An 18,999-nucleotide genomic window follows, 5' to 3' on the forward strand; every position below is an offset into this window, starting at 1 on the left:
CCCTCACATCAGCATGGGGTCGATGTCGCAGTCGGCACGAGCACCGCGCACCGCCGCCTGGGTCCCGGGATGGGCCTCGCCGAGCACCCGGCGGTACTTGCCCAAAATCGGGTCCTGGAAGGGAGCCGCCTCCTCCGTGCGGCCCGCGGCGGCGAGATCCAAGCCGAGGTTGAAACTCGCGGCCAAGGTGGTCGGGTGGTCCTCCCCGAGCACTTGGCTGCCGCGCTCGACGGCATCCCTGCCCAGCTCGATCGCCTTGTCGAGTTCACCCGACGCGGACAGCTCGCTGGCCAGGTTGACCGTGACGATCACCGCGTACGGGTGATCCGGGCCGATGCCGGCGCGGAAGTACTCGAGGGCGCGTTCGTCGAGGACGCGTGCGGCCGCGACGTCGCCCTGGAGCCGCAACGTCACCGCGAGGTCGGCGCTGGCGGCCAGCGTGTGCGGGTGGTGCTCGCCGAGCCCGTTCCGGTACCGGTCGAAGGTCTCCTCGCCGAGTTTCTTCGCCGCCGCCAGGTCGCCCGAGTGCCGGAGATCGATCGAGTGGGCGAGGGCGCAGGCCATCGTGGTGGCGTGATCGTCCCCGTAGACGAGCCGGAACCGACGGAGCGCGTCCGTCGACAGGTACAGCGCGCCGGGGTGGTCGCCGTCCTTCCGGCGAGCCACCGACAGCAGGAAGGAGTTGGTGACGGAGTCCGGCTGGTCCTCGCCGTAGCGCGCTTGGAAGGTCTCGGTGAGCCGTTCCTGCTGGACCCGGGCCTGACCGTACTCGCCTGCCTCGCGCAGGTCCACGATCATCGCGCTGTTCGCGCTGAAGGTGCGGACGTGATCACGGCCGAGGATCTCGGTACGCCGCCGGTGCGTTTCCTGGTCGAGTTCCAGTGCCGCCTGGTAGGCGCCGGAAAGCCGGAGGCTGATCCCGTGCTGGAACGCCGCGTTCAGCGTCTCCGGGTCGTCCTCGCCGAACATGCGCTCGGCCTTGTGGTAGATCTCTTCGCTCAGTTTGTTCGCCGCGGCGAGATCCCCCCGCGCGCGAAGGTCGATCGTGATGTTCCGCTGAAGAGCGAAGGTCTCCTCGTTCTCCTCGCCGGATACCTGCAGGCGCAGCGCGAGTGTGCGCTGGTTGAGTTCGGCGGCCTCGCTGTAGCGGCCGATCGACCACAGGTAGAGCCCGAGCCGCGAGGACACTTCGAGCGTCTGCGGATGGGTCGGGCCGAGGACTTCGGTGAAGCGGCTCCGCGCCTCGAGCCCGAGGCGGGCGGCTTCTTCGTGGTCGCCGTATTCGAACAGGTAGCGCATCAGGTTGATGTGCAGCTGACGCGGCCAGTCGTCGTCGCAGTCCAGCACGTTCGCCGCGTACGCGTGCGGCAGGAGTTCGCGGTAGCGCGGCCAGTGCCTGCTGGACTCGGGATCGTTCGGGTCGAGCGCGGCCAGCAGCTGATGCGCGCCGTGCTGCATCCGCGCGTGCACCTGGGGAGCCATGACCCGGTTGCGCAGCACCAGCTGGACCAGACGGTGCAGCTGGAGGGTGTTGCTGCCGTGGTCGATCTTCGCGAGACCGTGCCGGTTGATGTCACGGATGGCGCGAGCCAGCTTGATCGGCTCGCGAAGAGCAGCGTCGAGCTCCGGGGAGATGGACACCCGGCTGACCCCGGTCAGCAGCTCACGCGAAATCGGTTCCGGGGAAAAGAAAGCACAGATGTGCAGGATCTGATGTGCCGCCGGGTTGCGGGTCTTCAGCTCCTCGAACGAGACGTTCCACGCCGCGGCGACGGAGACCTCGTAATCCGGAGCCGACGCCGTGTTGAGGATTTCCTCGACCGATTCGTCGAACAGGCGCAGATACTCCTGCACCGGCATCCCGGTCACCGCGCGCCAGGCCGCGGCCTGCTCGACGGCCAGTGGCAGATCGCCGAGTTTCTCCGCGAGTTCGTCGGCGTCGTCCGGGTCGATCTCCGGTCCGCGGCGGCCGAGCAGTTCGATGCTCTCCTCGCGTTTGAAGACCGCGAGTTCGAGCGGGCGCGCGATGCCGGCCCAATCGGAGTTCCGGGAGGTGACCAGGATTTCGCCGGGACCGTTGCGCGGGAAGAACGGCAGCACGGTCTCCGGGCTTTCCGCGGCGTCGAAGATCAGGAGCCAGCGGCGGAACGGCCGTCCGGTGCGGAGCGCCTCGATCACCGCGGGGACCGCGATGTTCGCCTCGGACGCGCCTTGGAGACCGAGGACCCCGGCGAGTTCGGTGAGGCTCGCGCGGATCTGCGTGGTGTGCGCGGCGTCGATCCACCACACCAGGTCGTAATCCTGGAGATGCCGATAGATGTATTCGGCGGCCATCTGCGTCTTGCCGATACCGCCGAGACCGTGCAACGCCGACGGGAGCACCGCGGTGGTACCGCTGCTCAACCGCTTGGTGAGCTGGTCGAGCAGCTCGTCGCGTCCGGTGAAGTTGGGGTTGCGCGGCGGGACGTTCCCGAAGATCAAGGGCGGATCGTCCGGCCGGCGCGCCGGGAAGGTGCGCGAGGTACTCGCGGTCGCGGGATGAACGATCCGGGTCGTCGGCTCGTTCGCTTCGGATTCGCTGAGGTAAGGCGAGCGTCCCTGCGTCGCAGGTGTCGCGGCAGGTGGACGTTCGGCCGTCTCGGGCATCTTTGGGCTCTCACTCTTGATTGATTTCTTGATTGATTCAGATCCGGACAGGACGGCACTTCGGCCTTGAACCACATTCCGCAACCGGTCCGCGCGGGACAGATACGGCCCGGACAGCGCGCGCATGACGACGCTTTCCAGTTCGACGTCGGACGAGGACTCCTGGGTGAGCACAGGATCCGGCGTGTTGTTCGGGTCGGCGATGGCGTCTCGGAGGTGACCGAGCAGCGGAATCCGGCCGCCGAAATGGGTGGCGGCCACTCGGACGACACTGGCCGTTTCCGACCGTCGCGCGCCGCTGAGCAGCAATTCCCGGACTGCCTCGGGAAAAGCGAAGACCCCACCTGTGTCCCAAGTGGACTTCCCCTCCCTGAGTCCGGGAGCGTACATGATCCCCGAAAGCAAAAGTTCGAGGAGGTGCTCCAGTCCGGCTTCCGGCACGAACCGTTGTCCCACCAGCTTCGCCACGTCGAGTCGGACCGGTACCGCCGCGAGCACCTGGGCCAAGCGTAGCGCCGGCGGCGACGCGACACTGCGGAATTGGTGCACTCGTTCGACGGGCGACAAAGCTGCCGGCGGGTCGGGGGGATCAGGCCGGGAAGTCCGTTCCGCGGCAAGCACGATCGTGCCTTCGGCGGCGGCGTTTTCGCCGGTCATCAGTCCGGCCCACCACTCCAGCGCGCGCGGGCGCAGTTCGAGCACCGGTACCGGCACGACGCCGGCGGGCGCCGGCGGACCGGGCTCGAGCCAGGAGTCGGCGAGGTCGAAAGCCCACCGGCCGTTGGGGGCCAACGCGTTCGGGACCCGCAGCCGGGCCTCGCGGGGGTTCATCCCGCAGCGTCCCCACAGCCATCGCGGGAGCAGATGCACGATGCTCACCGGCATCGCCGCGCCCCAGCGCGCCAGAATCGGGTACAGCGCGTCCTTCTTCTGCCAGGTGTCCCCGACCCCGTCGGTCAGCAGCAGCACCGCGCGCCGTCCCGACGCGTCCAGGATCTCGTTCGGGTCGCGGGCGGCGGCGCCGGCCGTGCCGCCGCGGATCACGAGATCTTGCCGGCCGTTGTCCTTGGCTGTTTCCAGCAGGCGGACCTGAATGGTGCGGAAAGCACCTGCCTGCCGGAGCAATTCGACGAAAGCGGACACACGAGGGCGCCACAGCGCCATCGACGGCCCATTGTCGAGGACGAGCGTCAGGTCCAGCCAGCGCTCTTTTCTCGATCGGGTGACCGGCCACCACCGGCCGGTCTCCGCGACCCGGACGGCGGTCGCCTCTTCGTCCAGGACCACATTGTTGTGTCGCCGCGAGGGCTTCTCTCGTTTCAACGTTCTCAGCGCCCGGAAGTACTCCAGCGATTCCAGGAGCGCGGCGCCGCCGGGCCCGGCGCCGTCGACCGCGGGTTCGGGCAGTTCGCCGCGCACGACGCCGATCCCGGTCGCCTCGCCCCCGTCCTCGCCCGGCGACGGGACGTCGGCGATCGGGGACCGTCGCGGCTCGGGCGGCGGGGAGATCTCCCGGCGTTCCGAAGGCGCGTTGCGAATCCGCACGTCTTCGGCCGCCGGTTCCGGCTCCTGGACGCGATCCTCGCGCACGGGAGAGGCGGGCGCGATGGCCGCTGCCAGCCAGACGATGTCCGCGACCTCGGTCCAGTTCAGGTCTTCGAACTCGAACCGCCGGCCGCTCTGGGGAAAGTCGGTCGCCCGCTGCTCCGCCGCCGGGACGGAGCGCGAGGCGGGGGCACCGCCCGGCACGCCCATGTCACCGCACCGTCAGTCGTTGCCAAAGAGCGTCCACCAGCCGCGGCCATGCCTCCTGATCCGGCCGGTAGGCACCCGAAGTGGCCAGATAGACGGCGTCGAGCAGCCTGTCGGTGGGAAGTCCGCCTTCCGCCTTGCTGCGTTCGGCGAAGTCGCGGACGAGCTTGTCACGGTGTTCGCCGTTCTCGCCGACCAGATGACTGGCCACGATCGCCGCGAGCTGGTCGTGATCCGGGTTCTCGATCCGCAGTTGCAGGCACCGGCGGAGGAACGCGGGCGGGAATTCCCGCTCCCCGTTGCTGGTCATGACGATGATCGGGAAGGCGTGGCACGCGATCCGGCCGTCGCGGACGACGGCGGTGCGCTGCGGGTCGGCGGTGTGCACGGTGACTTCGGGATGCCGGTTGCGGACCCTGGCCAATTCCTCGACCGAGAATTCGCCGTCCTCGAAAATCGACAACAGGTCGTTGGGCAGGTCCGCCTCGGATTTGTCCAGTTCGTCGATCAACAGCACCCGCGGCAGCCTGCTGGGCAGGAACGCGGTGCCGAGCGGGCCGATCCGGACGAAATCGCCGATCGGCGGCTCCTCGGCCTCGCCGCCGCGCTGGGCCTGGCTGGTCGCCGCGGCCTGGACCCGGCCGATCGCGTCGTAGCCGTACAGCCCGGAACTCAGCGCGGTATGACTGGTGATCGCCCAGCGCAGCACCCGGCCGAGGCCGAGTTCCCTGGCGATCCGGTAGGCGAGACTGGACTTCCCGGTTCCCGGATTTCCGGTGACCAGCAAGGGTCTCCGCAGATACAGGGCGGCGTTGACCATGTTCAATTCGCCCGCGTCGGCGTCCTGCTCGGAAAGCGTGAACGCGGTGCCGAGCCGGCGCTCCGCCTCGCCGTCGTCCGGCGGCGGCACGTCGTCCGGCGGCGGGTCGCCGCGATAGGAACGCCACGGCGGCGGCGCGGGCAGCAGCTGGGCGAGATCGATGTCGTGGATCGGCCTGCCGGTGCCCCGGTAAATCCACCAATCGGGTGCGTCGGGCTGCGGCGTCCGGCCGTCCGCCGTCGCGTCCTGATCGTTCGCGCTCATCCGCGGCGTCCCCTCACTGTCGGCTCGGGATCAACGGCCGGTCCAGAACGATCACGCGTTTCGGGTCGTCCCACATTACCACCAGATCGTGAGCCAGAGAATTCTTGAACGGTACCGCCGCACCGGAATTCGCCAATTTCCGGCGGTCCGGAAGTTCGATGAATCCGGACTCCGCGGCCAGTACCCAGTCGAGCAGCTCGCGCAGATCCTCCGGCTCGGCGTCCGGATGCCACAGCACCACCGGAAGTCCACTGCGGAGGGCACACGTCAGCCCGTCCGGTTCGGCGCCCGGTTCCGCCTGGGACGGCGGCGGTTTCTCCAATACGAGCCCGACCCAGTGATCGTCGCTGAGTATCTCGTCGATCGGATGCTCTCCGAACTCCGCGCTGCCGGAATAGTGCAGGCGGTCGGCGGACGGATCCTTCACCATCGAGTCCCAGCGGACATGCCATGCGCGATGCCAATGCCTCGCCCGCATCCTCTCCAGAGACCGTATTCCCAGCCGGTACCCGTAGCGCAGGGGCAGGGGCTGGCCGGTCTCATGTTCCTTGGCCCACCGCTGCACGGGCAAATTGATCAACGTCCTCGGCAGCAGGAATTCCACCGACGCGGACACGCTCTGGGCTGCCCAGACGCTCTCAGTCTCCAGGATGACGTCGTCGACCCTGAACTCGACCTCGTCTATTCCGATTTCGCACACCCCGCCGAGCGCCGGCGGCCACACTTCCGGGTCATCCTGACGCCAGAATGCGAGGGTGCATCGCGTCGGATCCGCGGAAACGGGTTCGAGCATGATCATCAAATGCACATGCGGGCATTCCGGAATCGGCAGCCTGTTATGCCGCTGGCGGTCCAGGGCGGGCCCGAGGCGCAGCGATCGGGCCTGGTCGGCGATCCAGTCGGCGATCGTGGCGCCCGGCTCCCCCTCGGCGTTCTCGGCGAGCAGGCGCAGAAACGTTATGGCGGGCGGGATCCCGTCCGGACCGGCGTTGAAGTCGGCGAGCAGGTGAAAGGCGCTCCACGCATCGGTGATTCCCTCCAGTCGCGGCAGCGGAACCGCCGGGCCGAGCGCGCGGCTCACCATAACCGCCAAATGGGGGACCTCCATCCGGGTCAGATGGCGGTGGAGGCCCGCGAGATCCTTGCGGGGGATCAAATCCAGAACCGCACTGTTCACGTCCGCGAGGAACAGGGCGTCCGGGGGTTCCGGCACGACGGCGGACGGTTTCGAGATCAGCGCCGCGGGTTCGCCGAGCAGTCGTAAATAAGCCGTTCCAGTGAAAGTCTTCACCGAAACCGGTATCGGTGTGTACGACTCGGGCACGAGTCCGGGATCCCGCTCGATGACGTCGGCGAAGAAGCGCTCCGAAGAGATGACGGCGACCATCCGGCCGGATTCCGCGAACGCGTCCTTCGCGAGTTGCGCGTCCAGAATGCGGAAGGCCGTGTCGACGGCCTCGCCGACCCAGCCGTTGCCGTCGTTCAGCACCTCACCGGAGTTGAGGCTCACCCGAAGCCGGATCTGCGCCTGCGGAGTCCGGGTGTGGTTGTACCGGCGGAGGGCGACCGTGATCCGGTCCGGCAAGCGGTCGGCGACAAGGCTTTTGGCCGTGCCGGGCGGCAACAGGATCAGCGCGCCGTCGCCGCGATCCTCCCGCGCGCAGGAATCGAAGTCGACGTCGCTTTCCGCGAACGCGGTCTTCAGCACGTCGTACATGCCTTGGCGGACGGCCAGCCGATCGGGAAGGTACCTGTCCGGGGAGGTGAATCCCGCTACGTCCGCCACGACGATCGTCCGGTCAAGAGCCTGCGTCGGTCGCGCCACTGGCCCCCTCCCAAGGTCCGCGGCGCCGACCCGCCGGCGCCGACCGCCACATTATCGCGTCCATCAACCCCGGGATTGAGTGTCAATTGACAAATGAGTCCTTTCCGTCCGGTGCTACGGCCGCGTGGGTCCCCACGGGACGAGTCCGTGAAGGCTCCCTTCCCTGTTCTGAAGGCAGGGGCTGTTCAGTGCTGTTCTTGACGTGTCGGTGCGGCTCTGCCGCAGGCCGGGAGTCTCCCATGCGGCACGGGAGACTCCCTGTTTCTCCCATGCCGCATTGAGGTTGTCCCAGCAGGGCTGGGCGGGGTGTGTGTCGCCGGGGGTGGGGCGCGGGGGCGCTGGCAGGACTGGATTTTCGAAGATCGAGTCCGAGAACTCCGGAGATTGCCTATGGTGCCGCGCTTGACGTGGAGCGCGAGTCGGCCCTGTTCGTCGCGCTTGTCCTGCACGCCGAGCGCCGCGCCCGCGGCGGGCCCTGTCGCCCTACAAGCAGGCGGTGCTGGTGCTGGCCTGGTTCCGCGACGCGACACCGGTGCACCGCCTCGCCGTCGGCCACGCCATCAGTGTCGCGACCGCCTACCGGTATCTGCACGAGGCGATCACCGCGCAGGCCCCGGACCTGCCCCAGGTCCTGCCCGAGCGCCGCGCGGCCGGGACGCGCACGTGATCTCGACGGCGTCCGCATCGGCTGCGACCGGGTCACCGCGGCCAAAACCACAGGCCGCAACAGCGGAGCCACCGTGCACCTGTGGTACGCGGGCAAACACCGCCGCTTCGGCGGAAACGTCCAGTTCCTCCGCAGGGCTCCCGCTCTGAAGCTGCCCCCTCCCCTCGGCCGCACCTGCTCCCCACCCGCTTGCGCTGCCTCAGCGAACGCGCCGCCGCCATCCTCGAAACCCGCTGGCGAGCCCTCCGCCACCTCACCCTCTGCCCCAAACGAATCGGCCGCATCACCCAAGCGACCCTCGTCCGCACCCACCACGACCACCACCACCGCTGCCGAGAAAACCTCGATGTGGCCATGCCTTCATCGGAACTCGGCATGAGCGGCCCGGCGAACTCAACTGCAGCCGACCGCCCTGCCCTGGCAACTGGCTCTGCCTCGGCAGGAGCCACCGCGACGCCGCGCACGCCCACAGCCAGCACCGCCTGGCACCGCATTGTGAGAACCCCAGAAGACGACCAGCAAAGGTCAGCGCAGACGAGCACGCGAAGCAATAAAGCTTCGAGACAGCTGCCAGCCCGCCGTCTCCGAGATGGCACGCGCCCGGGTCGCCGAACAGCTGCGCACCGCAATCTCCCACCCGGCTGGAAAATCCGGCACAAGGCCCGCCGGCCGCGGTCGCCGACGAGCGGATTGATCGGCCGTCCGGACGCGCCCGACGTCACCTTCGACGAAGGAGTCGAGCACTACAGTGGAGCATCGCGATTCGACGGCGCGCTGGTATCCACCGTGGCAATGGGCGATCCGGAATGGATTCGGCAGTTTGACCTCAAATAGGCGAGGCGACCGAGCCAAGCCGCCGTCGTGCGCCTGCCGTAAGGATGGCGTGCACGGGCACGAAAGTAGCGCCTGAGCACCTCCGCCGTCGCAGGGTTGAAAGGCACGTCGCGCGCGCGGCAATCGCCGGTCCCGGAGTTCAGCAAACCCCTTCCCTTTTGCAGTGTCGAGCAGCGACTTCAGTTCGGACCCACGCAGAACCGCCGGAGGCCCCTCCGAGACGTGAGGCACCTCCATTTTGTAAAACGGAGACAATTCGACGATCTCTTCCCCATCGTCGGGCCAACGCCAGAACTGTTGCAGGTGCCGATACTGCTTCGCTATGTAGCTGTGCGGCAGCGACTCACCGGTGCGGAAATTAGGCCGCTGGCGAAGGTATTCTAAATACCGCTCCAGCTACCGTCGCCCGATTTCCAAGGTCAGCATCGAGATGTCTTCGTCGTCGAGGTAGTCGACCAGCATGGCCAGGCTGCGGAGGCACGCATCGATCGTCGAGCCGACACGGCTCTCAGGTGCGTTCTCCAGTCCGGGACAAGCTCGCGGATGTCATCGTGCTCGAGCACCTCCGCCGAAGCTTCAACAACGGTCAGGAAAGCAGTCGTCCTTGAAGGTCCCTTGGCCTACCAGCGCCGTGCTCGTCTCGAACCCCGTCGCCGGAACTCGTCCCAAGATCGTTATTAGACCTGTTTCCACAGGTCAGACCCTATACAAGGGGAGGGCAGAGTGGGCCGGGTCGGGCTCGAACCGACGGCCAAGGGATTATGAGTCCCCTGCTCTAACCAACTGAGCTACCGGCCCCTGGGTTCGCTTCCGCAGGTCGATCCCCCCAGTTCAGGTCAACTTAGCACAGGGCCCGCGCGGGCCGGGGGCGTAGGCCGATCGGGTCGGGAACCCTCGCGGAGCTCTCCGGTCGCCTACATTGCTGGGGTCGGGTCCCGAGAGGAGACCGCCATGCGCATCCCCGGACAGGTTCCGCTCGCGCTTCTCGATGCTCTCGCCGCCGGGCTCGGGCTGGGCTATCTCGCCCGCGACTACCGGGACACCCTGATCTCGCACGGGGTGGTCCTGTCGATCGCCTCGGTCGTCGGGATTGCGGTAATCGTGGCGGCGCACCGGGGATACCGTGCGCTTCGCAGTGCGAACACCCGTCTGGACGCGATAATCGCGGACGAGCTGTCACGGCGTAAGCCTTCGCCGCGACCTCGTCGGTGACGCCGAATTCCGTTGCGGTTACGTGGGAAAATGAGCAACGCCGCCCAGTTCGGCAAGGGCGCCGTACAAACCCGGCGCAAGCGCCTCGGCGAGACCGCCGGGTGGCACTGCTTCCCGCAAAAGGTGCAGCCACGCGAAGACTGAACCGAGCAGCATCGCGTGCACTACGGGCACTTCGGGGCGTCGAAGCAGCTCACCGCGGTTGACTGCGCGGTCGAGCACCTCTGCCAGATAAGCCCGCTCCCGCACCAGGAACAGCTCGCCGAGGCGGGCTGTGGGCGCGTCTTCGGCGCGGAGGTCGGCGAGCAGGCCAGGCAAGGCGTTTCGCACTTGCGGTCCGTCCAAAGCGGACTGGATGTCGGCGAGAACGCCTGCCACGTCACCGCGCAGAGTGCCGGTGTCGGGTGGCGGTGTCAGCGCGTCGTCGTGAACGACGGCTGCGAAGACGAGTTCCGCCTTCGACTTCCAGCGCCGGTAGAGCGCCGCCTTGCCGACGCCGGCGCGCGCGGCGATCGCGTCGACCGTGCATCGCTGGTAGCCGACCTCCTCCAGCAGTTCGTTGACCGCGGCCCGCACCGCCTCGTCGATCCCCTGCTCCCGCGGCCGTCCGCGCCGGTTGTGCGTCATGGCGCACAGTTTACGAGACTGACAGTTCCGTATATCTTCAGGGGCATGACCTGGGACAGAACCTCCGCCCGGACCCTCGCCGTCGACCCGGCTGCGCTCTGGGACGTCCTCGCCGACGTCGAGAACTGGCCGCGCTGGGACCCGGACGTCGCGCGCGTCAAGCTGCACGGCCCGATCACTACCGGATCGACCGGATTCCTTTACCCCAGCGGCGGATTCCGCGGCAGGGTGCACGCGAAAATCGCGAAGGACTTCACCTTCACGAACTGGCGGCCCGGACACGATTTCACGCTCCGCCAGCCCGTTCCGCTCGGGACGATGGACCTCCGGCTGAGCGTCGCGGCTGCCCCCGGCGGAGCCGAGCTGACCCAGCGCATCGTCCTCGACACTCCGCTGCGCGCGGTCATGGTCCGGATCATCGGCGCCGACATCGTGGCGAACTTCGGCCGGAAATGCGACGCGCTGACCCGGCTCGCCGCCGCGAAAACGAGCTGACCGCTCCTGCGGTCCCGGCCGGAGCACCAGGACCGCAGGCGGCTGACCGGGCTAGTTCCGGTACCGGAACAGGATCCGGCCCCGGTCGAGGTCGTACGGGCTCAGCTCCACCAAAACCCGGTCATACGGCACGATCTTGATGAAGTTCTTCCTGATCTTGCCGCTGATGTGGGCCAGCACGTGGTGCCCGTTGGGCAATTCGACGGTGAACCGGGCGTCGCGCAGGCACTCGACCACGGTTCCTTCCACTTCGATCCCGCCCTTACCGGCCATCGCGCATCAACTCCACCGTGCTGTTCGCCCGCCGTGCGCCGATGCCCTCGAACAGCGCCGTCGCCGCCGCGTTGGCCTCGTTCACCTCAGCCGACGCCGTCTTAATCCCCACTCGATGCAGGACGTCGAGCGTGTGAAGCAGCAGCCCGCGCGCGATGCCCCGGCGTTGCCGGTCAGCGCGGACGGCGACGAGCCCGATCCGGGGCAGGCGCGTCACCTGAACCACGCGAATCAGCCCCACGTATTCGCCGCCCTCGACAGCCACGGCGTATTTCGACGGATCCACGACTGTGTCGCCAGCCGGATGCGGCAGCACTTCGGCTGGCATCTCCGACCAGCCGACGCTCGCCTCGACCTCGGCCCGGACGACGCGGTCCAGCTCGCGCAACGGACCCTCTTCAGCGGATCCGGCGGGCACGATGGCGACGCCGGGCGGCGGGACAACCGGCCCGGCACCTCCCGCGTCGGTGGGCACGACGTACTCCCACTCGCGGCGGCGGATCGTCAGACCGGCCTGCTGCCAGCCGTCCAGCAGTTCGTGGTCGGTCTCGTCGACCACGGTGTGGAGAGGGTCCGGCAGCCCTGCCAGCATTTCGCGGGCGAGCTGGTCGAAGACTGAGCGGTGCCAGGCGTCGATGCTCAGGAAAACCCGTCCGTCCGGCCGGGTGGTGGCCTCGCCGCGACCGGCCAGCCTGCCGTCGTCCGACGCTTGCCACAGTCCGGGTTCGACCCGGGTGATGCTCACCGCGGGTTCGCCCGCGGTGAAACGCACAGTGTCCATGATGGTCACCTTTCGGAGTGCCTTCAGCTCAAGGCGCTCCTGGCAACCCCTACGTCAGTCGCCCGACCGTGACGACACGGGGAGCACCCACATCGAAACAGCGTTCATGGGGCTCACCTCCCGGTGTCGAGTCACGGTCGGGCGAACCATAACGGCGTCCGGCGACCCCGTCCACCGATTAATTCCTCCTCAGCCGATCCGCAGCACTACCTTGCCGCGACCGTGCCCGACGGCTACCGCGCGATGGCCGCTCGCGGCGTCGTCCAGCGGGTACTCCGCCCGGACGGTGACCCGCAGTTCGCCTCGCGCGCACAGGTCGAGCAGTTCGCCGAGCCGCCGGGCGGACCGGTCGCTGGTGATCCACTGTCCGCCGAGTTCGGCGGCCAGCGCAGGCTCCACAATGGACCCGATCCGGCCGCGATCAGCCACGATCTCCGCCGCGGCGCGAAGGTTTCCGTTTCCGGCCGTATCGAGAGCGAGGTCTATACCAGCTGGGGCAGCCTCACGGAGGCGTTCGATTTCGCCTTCGCCGTATATCACTGGTATGGCACCAAGTGCGCGGAGATATTCCTGGTTCTGCGCGCTGCCGGTCCCGATTACCCGCAGCCCGCGATGGCGCGCCAACTGAACCGCCATCGAGCCGACGCCACCAGCCGCGCCGTGGATCAGGATCGTCTCGCCGGACCGTGCACCGAGCCGTTCCAACGCGGTATGCGCCGTCTGCCCGGACGCGGACAGCGCCCCCGCCGTCAGCCAGTCGACCTTCTCCGGCTTAATGCTCAATTGGTCAGCTGGCGCACTGACGTACTCGGCATAGCAGCCCAGCGTCCGGAACCCGGCAACCTGTTGTCCTGTCTCGAATTCAGCCACCCCAGCACCGACCTCGACGATCGTCCCGGCGAACTCGTTGCCCAGAATCTGCGGAAACTCGATGGTCGCGCCCGGCGGCGTCCAGCCGTCCCGGATCGCGACGTCGGTCGGCTGAACGCCGGCAGCCTCGACGCGCACCAGCACCTCGCCGGGCCCCGCGACCGGCGTCGGCACGCGGTGGACGGTCAGCCGTTCAGCCGGGCCGAATTCGTCAATCGCGGCAGCACGCATCACAGCCGGAATCTCGGACATCACGCCACCGCCTTCGCTGCCGACCGAACGAATTCCGTCAGATCCTGGACGCTTCTCGCCCCGGCGACAAAGCGGTCGCCATGCACGACTGTCGGTACCGAATGGCCCCCCAGCAATCGTCCTTCTTCGTGATCCGCCAACACTTCCGCCACATAGTCCTCATTCTCGCCGATCCGCCGCCGCTGCGGACCAGGACCTTCCGGCACCAGAAGAAAACCCCGATGCTCTATCCGCGCCGGGACGCCAGACTCCGCAATCGCTTGCGCGAGGCGGCGATGTCCCGTCCAGCACCACCGACACAGCACGTCGGCCCACACCCGCAGGGTCGTAGTCGTCACAAAATCCCCTTCACGCGCGATCTCCGCCGCCGTCCGGGCGGTGCTTACAGTGGACTTCATCAAGCGGACTTGATGTCAAGCACGGAAAGAGCTGCCATGCCCCAGATCACGCGCGAGGTCGTCTGGCTGAAGCCGGGACAGATCGCCGAACGCGCCGGCGTGAGCGTCCCGACGCTGCACTATTACGAGAGCCGCGGGCTCATCGCGAGCAGGCGCACGAGCGGCAACCGGCGCGAGTACCGGCGCGACACGCTGCGCATGATCGCCTTCATCCGGACCGCGCAGCGGGTCGGAGTGTCGCTGGAAGAGATCAAGGACGCGCTCGCCGAACTGCCGGACCAGCGCATCCCCACCAAACGCGACTGGGCGCGCATTTCCCGCCGCTGGCACGACCGCCTCACCGCCCGGATCGAGGAGCTGACCGCGCTGCGGGACCGCTTCACCGACTGCATCGGCTGCGGCTGCCTGTCGCTGAAATCCTGCCCGTACTCGAATCCGGACGACGTCCTCGGCCAAGGCGGCGCGGGGGCGCGCCGGTTCCCGCATTGACCGCGCTCCCCTGCCGCGTGACTGGCGGGTCCGTGGGTCGCGAGGGTCGTGAGGGGAACCCTGAGGGCCTCAGAGTCTGTGAAGGTGGCCCTCACGGAACTCCGCGGTCCCGAAAGCCCGCGAGGATGGCCCTCACGGAACCCCAGGCCCCGAAAGTCCCTCAGGGTGGCCCTCACGGAACCCCACGTCCCCGAAGGTCCGTGAAGGGGCCCCTTACCGAATCCGCCTGCCACTGCAGCGCGAGCTACGGGCTCGCACCGGCGGATCGCCGCTATTCGCCAAGCGCCGCCCGGAAGTACCGTCCCGTCGCGCCGTCGTGCTCGGCGAGTCCCTTCGGCGTGCCGGTGTAGAGCACCTGGCCGCCGTTCTCGCCCGCGCCGGGGCCGAGGTCGAGCACCCAGTCCGCCGCGGCGACCACGTGCAGCGAATGTTCGACCACGACGAGCGTCCGGCCTTCGTCGACGAGCCGGTCCAGCAGCGCCACCATCCGCGTGGTGTCGCTGGGATGCAGGCCCGCGGTGGGTTCGTCGACGAGCAGGTCGTCGCTGGTCGAGTCGAGCTGCCGGGCGAGTTTCAGCCGTTGCCGCTCGCCGCCCGACAGCGTGTCGAGCGTGCGGCCGCTCGCCAGGTGCCCGAGCCCCAGTTCGCCGAGCAGCGCGGCCAGCCGGACCACGTCCGGATGCGGGACGTACCGGGCCAGCGCCGACACCGGCGTGCCCAGCACCTCCAGCACAGTCCGCCCTTCCAGCCGCGTCTCCAGTGCCTCAGCGCGGAATCCGGTCGCGTCGCACTCCTCGCACGGCGTGTCGACGTCCTCCAGGAACGCCAGGTCCGTCCGACGGACGCCGGTGCCGCGGCAGGCCGGGCACCCGCCCTGCGAACGCGGGTTGAACAGCTTCGGCGACTCGCCGCTCACCTCCGCGAACGCGCGCTGCACCGGATCGGCCAGCCCGAGCCAGGTGCCGACCGTCGACCGCGCCGTCGCGACGATCTGGCTCTGGTCGACCACCGTGAACCGCGGGTGCCGCTCGGCGAGTTCGCCCGCCAGCGTGGACTTCCCGGACCCGGCCACTCCGGTGATCACCGTGAGCACGCCCGTCGGCACATCGACGTCGATGTCGCGCAGCGTGTGCCGGTCCAGCCCGCGCAACGGCAGCCAGCCGGTCGGTTCCCGCAGCGTGTCCTTGAGCCGGACGCCCGTGCGCAACGCCCGCGCGGTCGTCGTGTCCGCCTTCCGCAACTCCGCCGGCGGGCCGTGAAACACCACGCGCCCGCCGGCTTCTCCCGCTCCCGGCCCCAGATCGATCACGTGGTCCGCTGCGACCATCACCGCTTCGTGGTGATCCACCACCAGCACCGTGTTGCCGTGATCACGCAACCTTCGTAGTACATCAACGAGGGACGCGACGTCAGCGGGATGCAGCCCGTCCGTCGGTTCGTCGAGTACGTACGTGAGGTCGGTGAGGCTCGATCCCAAGTGCCGCACCAGTTTCAGCCGCTGCGATTCGCCGCCGGACAACGTCGGGGTCGCGCGGTAACAGTGCAGATGCCCGAGGCCGAGCGTGATCATCGATTCCAGCCGCAACCGCAGCGCCGCCACCAGCGGCCGCGCCCACTCGTGCTCGAGTCCGGCGCAGAATTCCAGCAACCCCGCCGCGTCGCGATATCCGAGGTCCACAATGGACACCCCGTTGATCCGGCTCTCCCGCGCGGCCGGAGCGAGCCTGCTGCCGCCGCAGTCCGGGCACGGCCGCTGCCGGGTCACGTCCGCGAGCGCCGCGCGCACCGCCGGCCCCATCTTGGCCTCGCGTTCGACCAGCAGCCGCCGGATCCGCGGCACCATCGACTGGTACTTGGCACTCGCCGGAAACCGGGGCAACGGATTCGGCGGCTTCTGCGTCGGCCCGTGCAGCAGGAACTGCACCAGTTCCTCAGGCCACTCCCGCAACGGCAGGTCGTTGTCGAAGAATCCCGAGTAGACATAGCGCTTCCAGATCCAGCTGTCGACCGCGAAGCTGGGGAAGACCATCGCCCCGTCGTTGAGCGAACGGCTGCGGTCGATCATCCGCTCGCCGTCGATGTCGGTGACCGTGCCGAGCCCCGCGCAAGCCGGGCACATGCCGGACGGATCGTTGAACGAATAGGCGGGCGAGTACCCCGCGGACGGTTCGCCGAGGCGGGAGAACAACATCCGCAGCATCGTCCACACCTCGGTGGCGGTGCCGACCGTCGACCGCGAATTCGTGCCCAGAGGCCGCTGATCCACCACGACGACGGTGGTCAGCCCGCTGAGCGAACTGGCCTCCGGGGCCGGATCGTGCGGCAGTTTGGTCCGGACGAACGCGGGCATCGTCGAGTACAGCTGCCGCCGCGACTCGGCCGCGAGCGTCGCGAACGCCAGAGACGACTTGCCGGACCCGGAAACGCCGGTGACCGCGACCAGCTGGTGCTTCGGAATGTCGACGTCCACGTCGGCGAGGTTGTGCGTGCGCACGCCGCGGAGGCTGATCATGTTCGACGGCATGTCCCGCAGCTTACGTCCCGGCGGGGGTTCGGGCGGGGTGGGTTGAGTCGGGCGGGGTGGGCTGGGTTGGGGCTGGCGCGGTGCGGCTGGGCGGAGGCGGGTCGGCTGGGTGGGTCGGATGGGTGGGTTGTTGCTGGGCGGGTTGGGATTCGCCGGGTTGGGTTCGCCTGACTGCGGCTGAGCGAGTTGCGGCTCGGCGGGTTGAGGTTCGGCGGATTGCGGTTCGCCAGGTTGGGGTTCACCGGACTGCGGCTGAGCGAGTTGCGGCTCGGCGGGTTGGGGTTCGCCGGGCTTGCGGCTGGGCGGGTTGCGGCTGAGCGAGTTGCGGTTCGTCGGACTACGACTGAGCGGGTTGCGGTTGGCCGGGCTGCGACTCGGCGAGTTACTGCTGGGCGGGGTTGCGGTTACTGCTGGGCGGATTGCGGCTGGCTGGGTTACGACTCGGCGGGTTGCGGCTGGACAGGTTGCGCCTCGGCGAGCAGCGGCCGGGGCGATGCGGCTCGATGAGCAGGGGTTCGGCGGGCAGCAGCTCGGCGGATCACAGGCGAGCGGGCGGAACGGGCGGCGTTCGTTCAGGGAAGTCATTGGCAGACAAGGGAAGCGCACGCTCTGCGAGTTGGATTATTCGGAGCGGAACATTCGGCTTGTCGCTCACGCCAGCCGACGCTTCTTTCGCTTGCGGCTGCTATTTCAGTTCACCTCGCGACCGGCTCAAGGCATCCCGACGTCGAGCACCCTCCCGGGCATCGGTTTGCTCCAGGACCCCAGCCGACCGCGGCCTGCTCGCCGACAACCCACAGCCGCTCCCTCCTGCCCGGCGCCCTTCAGATTCTGGACTTGCTGGTCCATTTTTCCGAAGGCACCCTGGCCGAGCCAGGCGGGCACGGCCCGCACGTGTTTTCGGGAACGGAGCGATGACCCCGATGTCTCTTGACCAGTATTACCTGCTCGGCCGGTCCGGATTGCGGGTCAGCAGGCTCGCGCTCGGCACGATGAATTTCGGCACCGACGGGTTCCACGCGGCCTACGGGAAGTCCGAGGAAGAGGCGCGGCCGGTCTTCCGCAAGTACGTCGAGGAAGGCGGCAATTTCATCGACACTGCGGACTTTTACACCGCGGGCGAGAGCGAGCGGCTGCTCGGCAAGTTCATCGCCGAGACGGGCGAGCGGGACCGGCTGGTGCTGACCTCGAAGTTCACCAACAGCGTCGGCCCGGGCGATCCGAACGCCGGCGGCAACGGGCGCAAGCACATGATCCGGTCGGTGGAGGCGTCGCTGCGCCGGCTGGGCACCGACTATCTCGACCTGTTCCTGCTGCACACGTGGGACCGGATCACGCCGGTCGAGGAGGTGCTGCGAACGTTCGACGATCTGGTGCGGGCGGGGAAGATCCGGTACGCCGGGCTGTCCGACGTGCCCGCGTGGTACGCCAGCCGCGCGCAGACCCTCGCCGACGCGCATTCGCTGCCGCCGATGATCAGTCTTCAGCTGCCGTATTCGCTGATCGAGCGGACGATCGAGACCGAGCACGTCCCGGCGGGCCAGGAGCTGGGCCTGGGAATCACCGCGTGGAGCCCGCTCGGCAGCGGGTTCCTGAGCGGCAAATACCGCAGTTCGTCGGCTGGGCTGAGCGGCGAGGGCCGGTTGGCGGGCGAGGGTGCCGCCGGGACTTGGACGGCGCAGCAGTGGGACCTGCTGAAGACGCTCGAGACGGTCGCCGACGAGCTGAACGTCACGATGGCGCAGGTCGCGATCAACTGGGTGGCGACGCAGCCGGGCATCGCGTCGGCGATCGTCGGGGCGAGCAGCGCGGACCAACTGGACGCGACGATGCACGCGCTCGACTTCACCCTGCCCGCCGACCTGCGCGACGCCCTGGACCGCGCGAGCGAGACGCCGCCGGCCGGGCCGTACCGGATGTTCACGCCGGACTACCAGTCGTGGCTGATCAACCCCGGCGCGAAGGTGGGCGACAAGCCGGAGGGCTATCGGCCGGCGGTGCGCAACTGGGTGCCGGCGAAGCAGCCGTGAACCGCGCGGGATTCCGCGCACTGTGAAAAATGATTTCCCTCGCCCTTTCTAAGATATAGCGCACCCCGGGGCTTGCCGCAAGCCCCGGGGGATGCCGCAGAATCGCTGCTCGATCACGGAATTCGAGTTGTCGGGAGCGAGCGTGCGATTGTCGCGGGCAAGGTCAGGGGTTGGGGCGCGCGGGAAGACAAGCATGGCACTGCGCAGACGAGACGTCCGCACGGCAGGAGCCAGCCCGCC

13 protein-coding genes, 1 tRNA gene and 1 pseudogene are annotated in these 18,999 nt (G+C 68.4%); 5 read left to right on the forward strand and 10 right to left on the reverse strand.

What is annotated here, in order from left to right:
* Positions 1-3: 3 nt before the first annotated feature.
* From fxsT to ACZ7OI_RS20040, 3 genes are read right to left on the reverse strand one after another with little or no spacing between them, the layout of a single operon-like run.
* A complete protein-coding gene (gene fxsT, locus ACZ7OI_RS20030; protein ID WP_470265691.1) occupies positions 4-4,401 on the reverse strand; it encodes an FxSxx-COOH system tetratricopeptide repeat protein in 4,398 nt (1,465 codons plus the stop codon).
* A gap of 1 nt (position 4,402) precedes the next feature.
* Positions 4,403-5,482, reverse strand: a complete 1,080-nt coding sequence (locus ACZ7OI_RS20035) for an AAA family ATPase (protein ID WP_470265692.1) — start codon at positions 5,480-5,482, stop codon at positions 4,403-4,405.
* A gap of 13 nt (positions 5,483-5,495) precedes the next feature.
* Entirely contained in the window at positions 5,496-7,307 is a 1,812-nt protein-coding gene (locus tag ACZ7OI_RS20040) for a VMAP-C domain-containing protein (protein ID WP_470265693.1), read from the reverse strand.
* A 347-nt stretch (positions 7,308-7,654) separates the two neighbouring features.
* Here ACZ7OI_RS20040 and ACZ7OI_RS20045 point away from each other — a divergent pair.
* Positions 7,655-8,286, forward strand: a pseudogene (locus ACZ7OI_RS20045) (hypothetical protein); the annotation flags it as partial.
* A 1,246-nt stretch (positions 8,287-9,532) separates the two neighbouring features.
* Here ACZ7OI_RS20045 and ACZ7OI_RS20050 read toward each other — a convergent pair.
* Positions 9,533-9,606 (reverse strand) — tRNA-Ile (locus ACZ7OI_RS20050).
* A gap of 153 nt (positions 9,607-9,759) precedes the next feature.
* Between ACZ7OI_RS20050 and ACZ7OI_RS20055 the strand changes: the two genes are divergently transcribed.
* Positions 9,760-10,020 carry a hypothetical protein gene (locus ACZ7OI_RS20055; RefSeq protein ID WP_470265694.1) on the forward strand — a complete coding sequence of 87 codons (261 nt, stop codon included), beginning with the start codon at positions 9,760-9,762 and terminating at the stop codon, positions 10,018-10,020.
* An 18-nt stretch (positions 10,021-10,038) separates the two neighbouring features.
* On the opposite strand, the gene ACZ7OI_RS20060 is transcribed toward ACZ7OI_RS20055, so the two are convergent.
* Positions 10,039-10,647 carry a TetR/AcrR family transcriptional regulator gene (locus tag ACZ7OI_RS20060; protein ID WP_470265695.1) on the reverse strand — a complete coding sequence of 203 codons (609 nt, stop codon included), beginning with the start codon at positions 10,645-10,647 and terminating at the stop codon, positions 10,039-10,041.
* A gap of 45 nt (positions 10,648-10,692) precedes the next feature.
* Between ACZ7OI_RS20060 and ACZ7OI_RS20065 the strand changes: the two genes are divergently transcribed.
* Positions 10,693-11,142 carry an SRPBCC family protein gene (locus ACZ7OI_RS20065; RefSeq protein WP_470265696.1) on the forward strand — a complete coding sequence of 150 codons (450 nt, stop codon included), beginning with the start codon at positions 10,693-10,695 and terminating at the stop codon, positions 11,140-11,142.
* 51 nt (positions 11,143-11,193) lie between these two features.
* On the opposite strand, the gene infA is transcribed toward ACZ7OI_RS20065, so the two are convergent.
* The 4 genes from infA to ACZ7OI_RS20085 form a co-directional block, all read right to left on the reverse strand.
* Positions 11,194-11,415 carry a translation initiation factor IF-1 gene (gene infA / locus ACZ7OI_RS20070; RefSeq protein ID WP_344284179.1) on the reverse strand — a complete coding sequence of 74 codons (222 nt, stop codon included), beginning with the start codon at positions 11,413-11,415 and terminating at the stop codon, positions 11,194-11,196.
* Positions 11,405-12,196, reverse strand: a complete 792-nt coding sequence (locus tag ACZ7OI_RS20075; RefSeq protein ID WP_470265697.1) for a GNAT family N-acetyltransferase — start codon at positions 12,194-12,196, stop codon at positions 11,405-11,407. The genes infA and ACZ7OI_RS20075 overlap by 11 nt, the downstream gene beginning before the upstream one ends.
* A gap of 189 nt (positions 12,197-12,385) precedes the next feature.
* On the reverse strand, positions 12,386-13,318 hold the full coding sequence (locus ACZ7OI_RS20080) for an NADP-dependent oxidoreductase (RefSeq protein WP_470265698.1): 933 nt from the start codon (positions 13,316-13,318) through the stop codon (positions 12,386-12,388).
* Entirely contained in the window at positions 13,318-13,716 is a 399-nt protein-coding gene (locus ACZ7OI_RS20085) for a hypothetical protein (protein WP_470265699.1), read from the reverse strand. Before ACZ7OI_RS20085 ends, ACZ7OI_RS20080 begins: the two co-directional genes overlap by 1 nt.
* Before the next feature lie 36 nt (positions 13,717-13,752).
* Here ACZ7OI_RS20085 and soxR point away from each other — a divergent pair, with 36 nt between their 5' ends.
* Positions 13,753-14,205 carry a redox-sensitive transcriptional activator SoxR gene (soxR, locus tag ACZ7OI_RS20090; RefSeq protein WP_470265700.1) on the forward strand — a complete coding sequence of 151 codons (453 nt, stop codon included), beginning with the start codon at positions 13,753-13,755 and terminating at the stop codon, positions 14,203-14,205.
* A gap of 271 nt (positions 14,206-14,476) precedes the next feature.
* Here the strand turns inward: soxR and ACZ7OI_RS20095 are convergent, their stop codons facing one another.
* Entirely contained in the window at positions 14,477-16,729 is a 2,253-nt protein-coding gene (locus tag ACZ7OI_RS20095; protein ID WP_470265701.1) for an ATP-binding cassette domain-containing protein, read from the reverse strand.
* Between the two features lie 923 nt (positions 16,730-17,652).
* On the opposite strand from ACZ7OI_RS20095, the gene ACZ7OI_RS20100 reads away from it, so the two are divergent.
* Positions 17,653-18,759, forward strand: coding sequence for an aldo/keto reductase (locus tag ACZ7OI_RS20100; protein ID WP_470265702.1), 1,107 nt, complete (start codon positions 17,653-17,655; stop codon positions 18,757-18,759).
* Positions 18,760-18,999 lie beyond the last annotated feature (240 nt).

It is taken from the genome of Amycolatopsis sp. NPDC114503 (genome assembly GCF_055633655.1).

Coding starts and splice junctions, on each gene's coding strand:
- ACZ7OI_RS20095 (WP_470265701.1), bottom strand. CDS start 16,729: ATGCCGTCGAACATGATCAGCCTCCGCGGCGTGCGCACGCACAACCTC.
- infA (WP_344284179.1), bottom strand. CDS start 11,415: ATGGCCGGTAAGGGCGGGATCGAAGTGGAAGGAACCGTGGTCGAGTGC.
- fxsT (WP_470265691.1), bottom strand. CDS start 4,401: ATGGGCGTGCCGGGCGGTGCCCCCGCCTCGCGCTCCGTCCCGGCGGCG.
- ACZ7OI_RS20065 (WP_470265696.1), top strand. CDS start 10,693: ATGACCTGGGACAGAACCTCCGCCCGGACCCTCGCCGTCGACCCGGCT.
- ACZ7OI_RS20100 (WP_470265702.1), top strand. CDS start 17,653: ATGTCTCTTGACCAGTATTACCTGCTCGGCCGGTCCGGATTGCGGGTC.
- ACZ7OI_RS20075 (WP_470265697.1), bottom strand. CDS start 12,196: ATGGACACTGTGCGTTTCACCGCGGGCGAACCCGCGGTGAGCATCACC.
- soxR (WP_470265700.1), top strand. CDS start 13,753: ATGCCCCAGATCACGCGCGAGGTCGTCTGGCTGAAGCCGGGACAGATC.
- ACZ7OI_RS20035 (WP_470265692.1), bottom strand. CDS start 5,482: ATGAGCGCGAACGATCAGGACGCGACGGCGGACGGCCGGACGCCGCAG.
- ACZ7OI_RS20085 (WP_470265699.1), bottom strand. CDS start 13,716: ATGAAGTCCACTGTAAGCACCGCCCGGACGGCGGCGGAGATCGCGCGT.
- ACZ7OI_RS20055 (WP_470265694.1), top strand. CDS start 9,760: ATGCGCATCCCCGGACAGGTTCCGCTCGCGCTTCTCGATGCTCTCGCC.
- ACZ7OI_RS20080 (WP_470265698.1), bottom strand. CDS start 13,318: ATGTCCGAGATTCCGGCTGTGATGCGTGCTGCCGCGATTGACGAATTC.
- ACZ7OI_RS20060 (WP_470265695.1), bottom strand. CDS start 10,647: ATGACGCACAACCGGCGCGGACGGCCGCGGGAGCAGGGGATCGACGAG.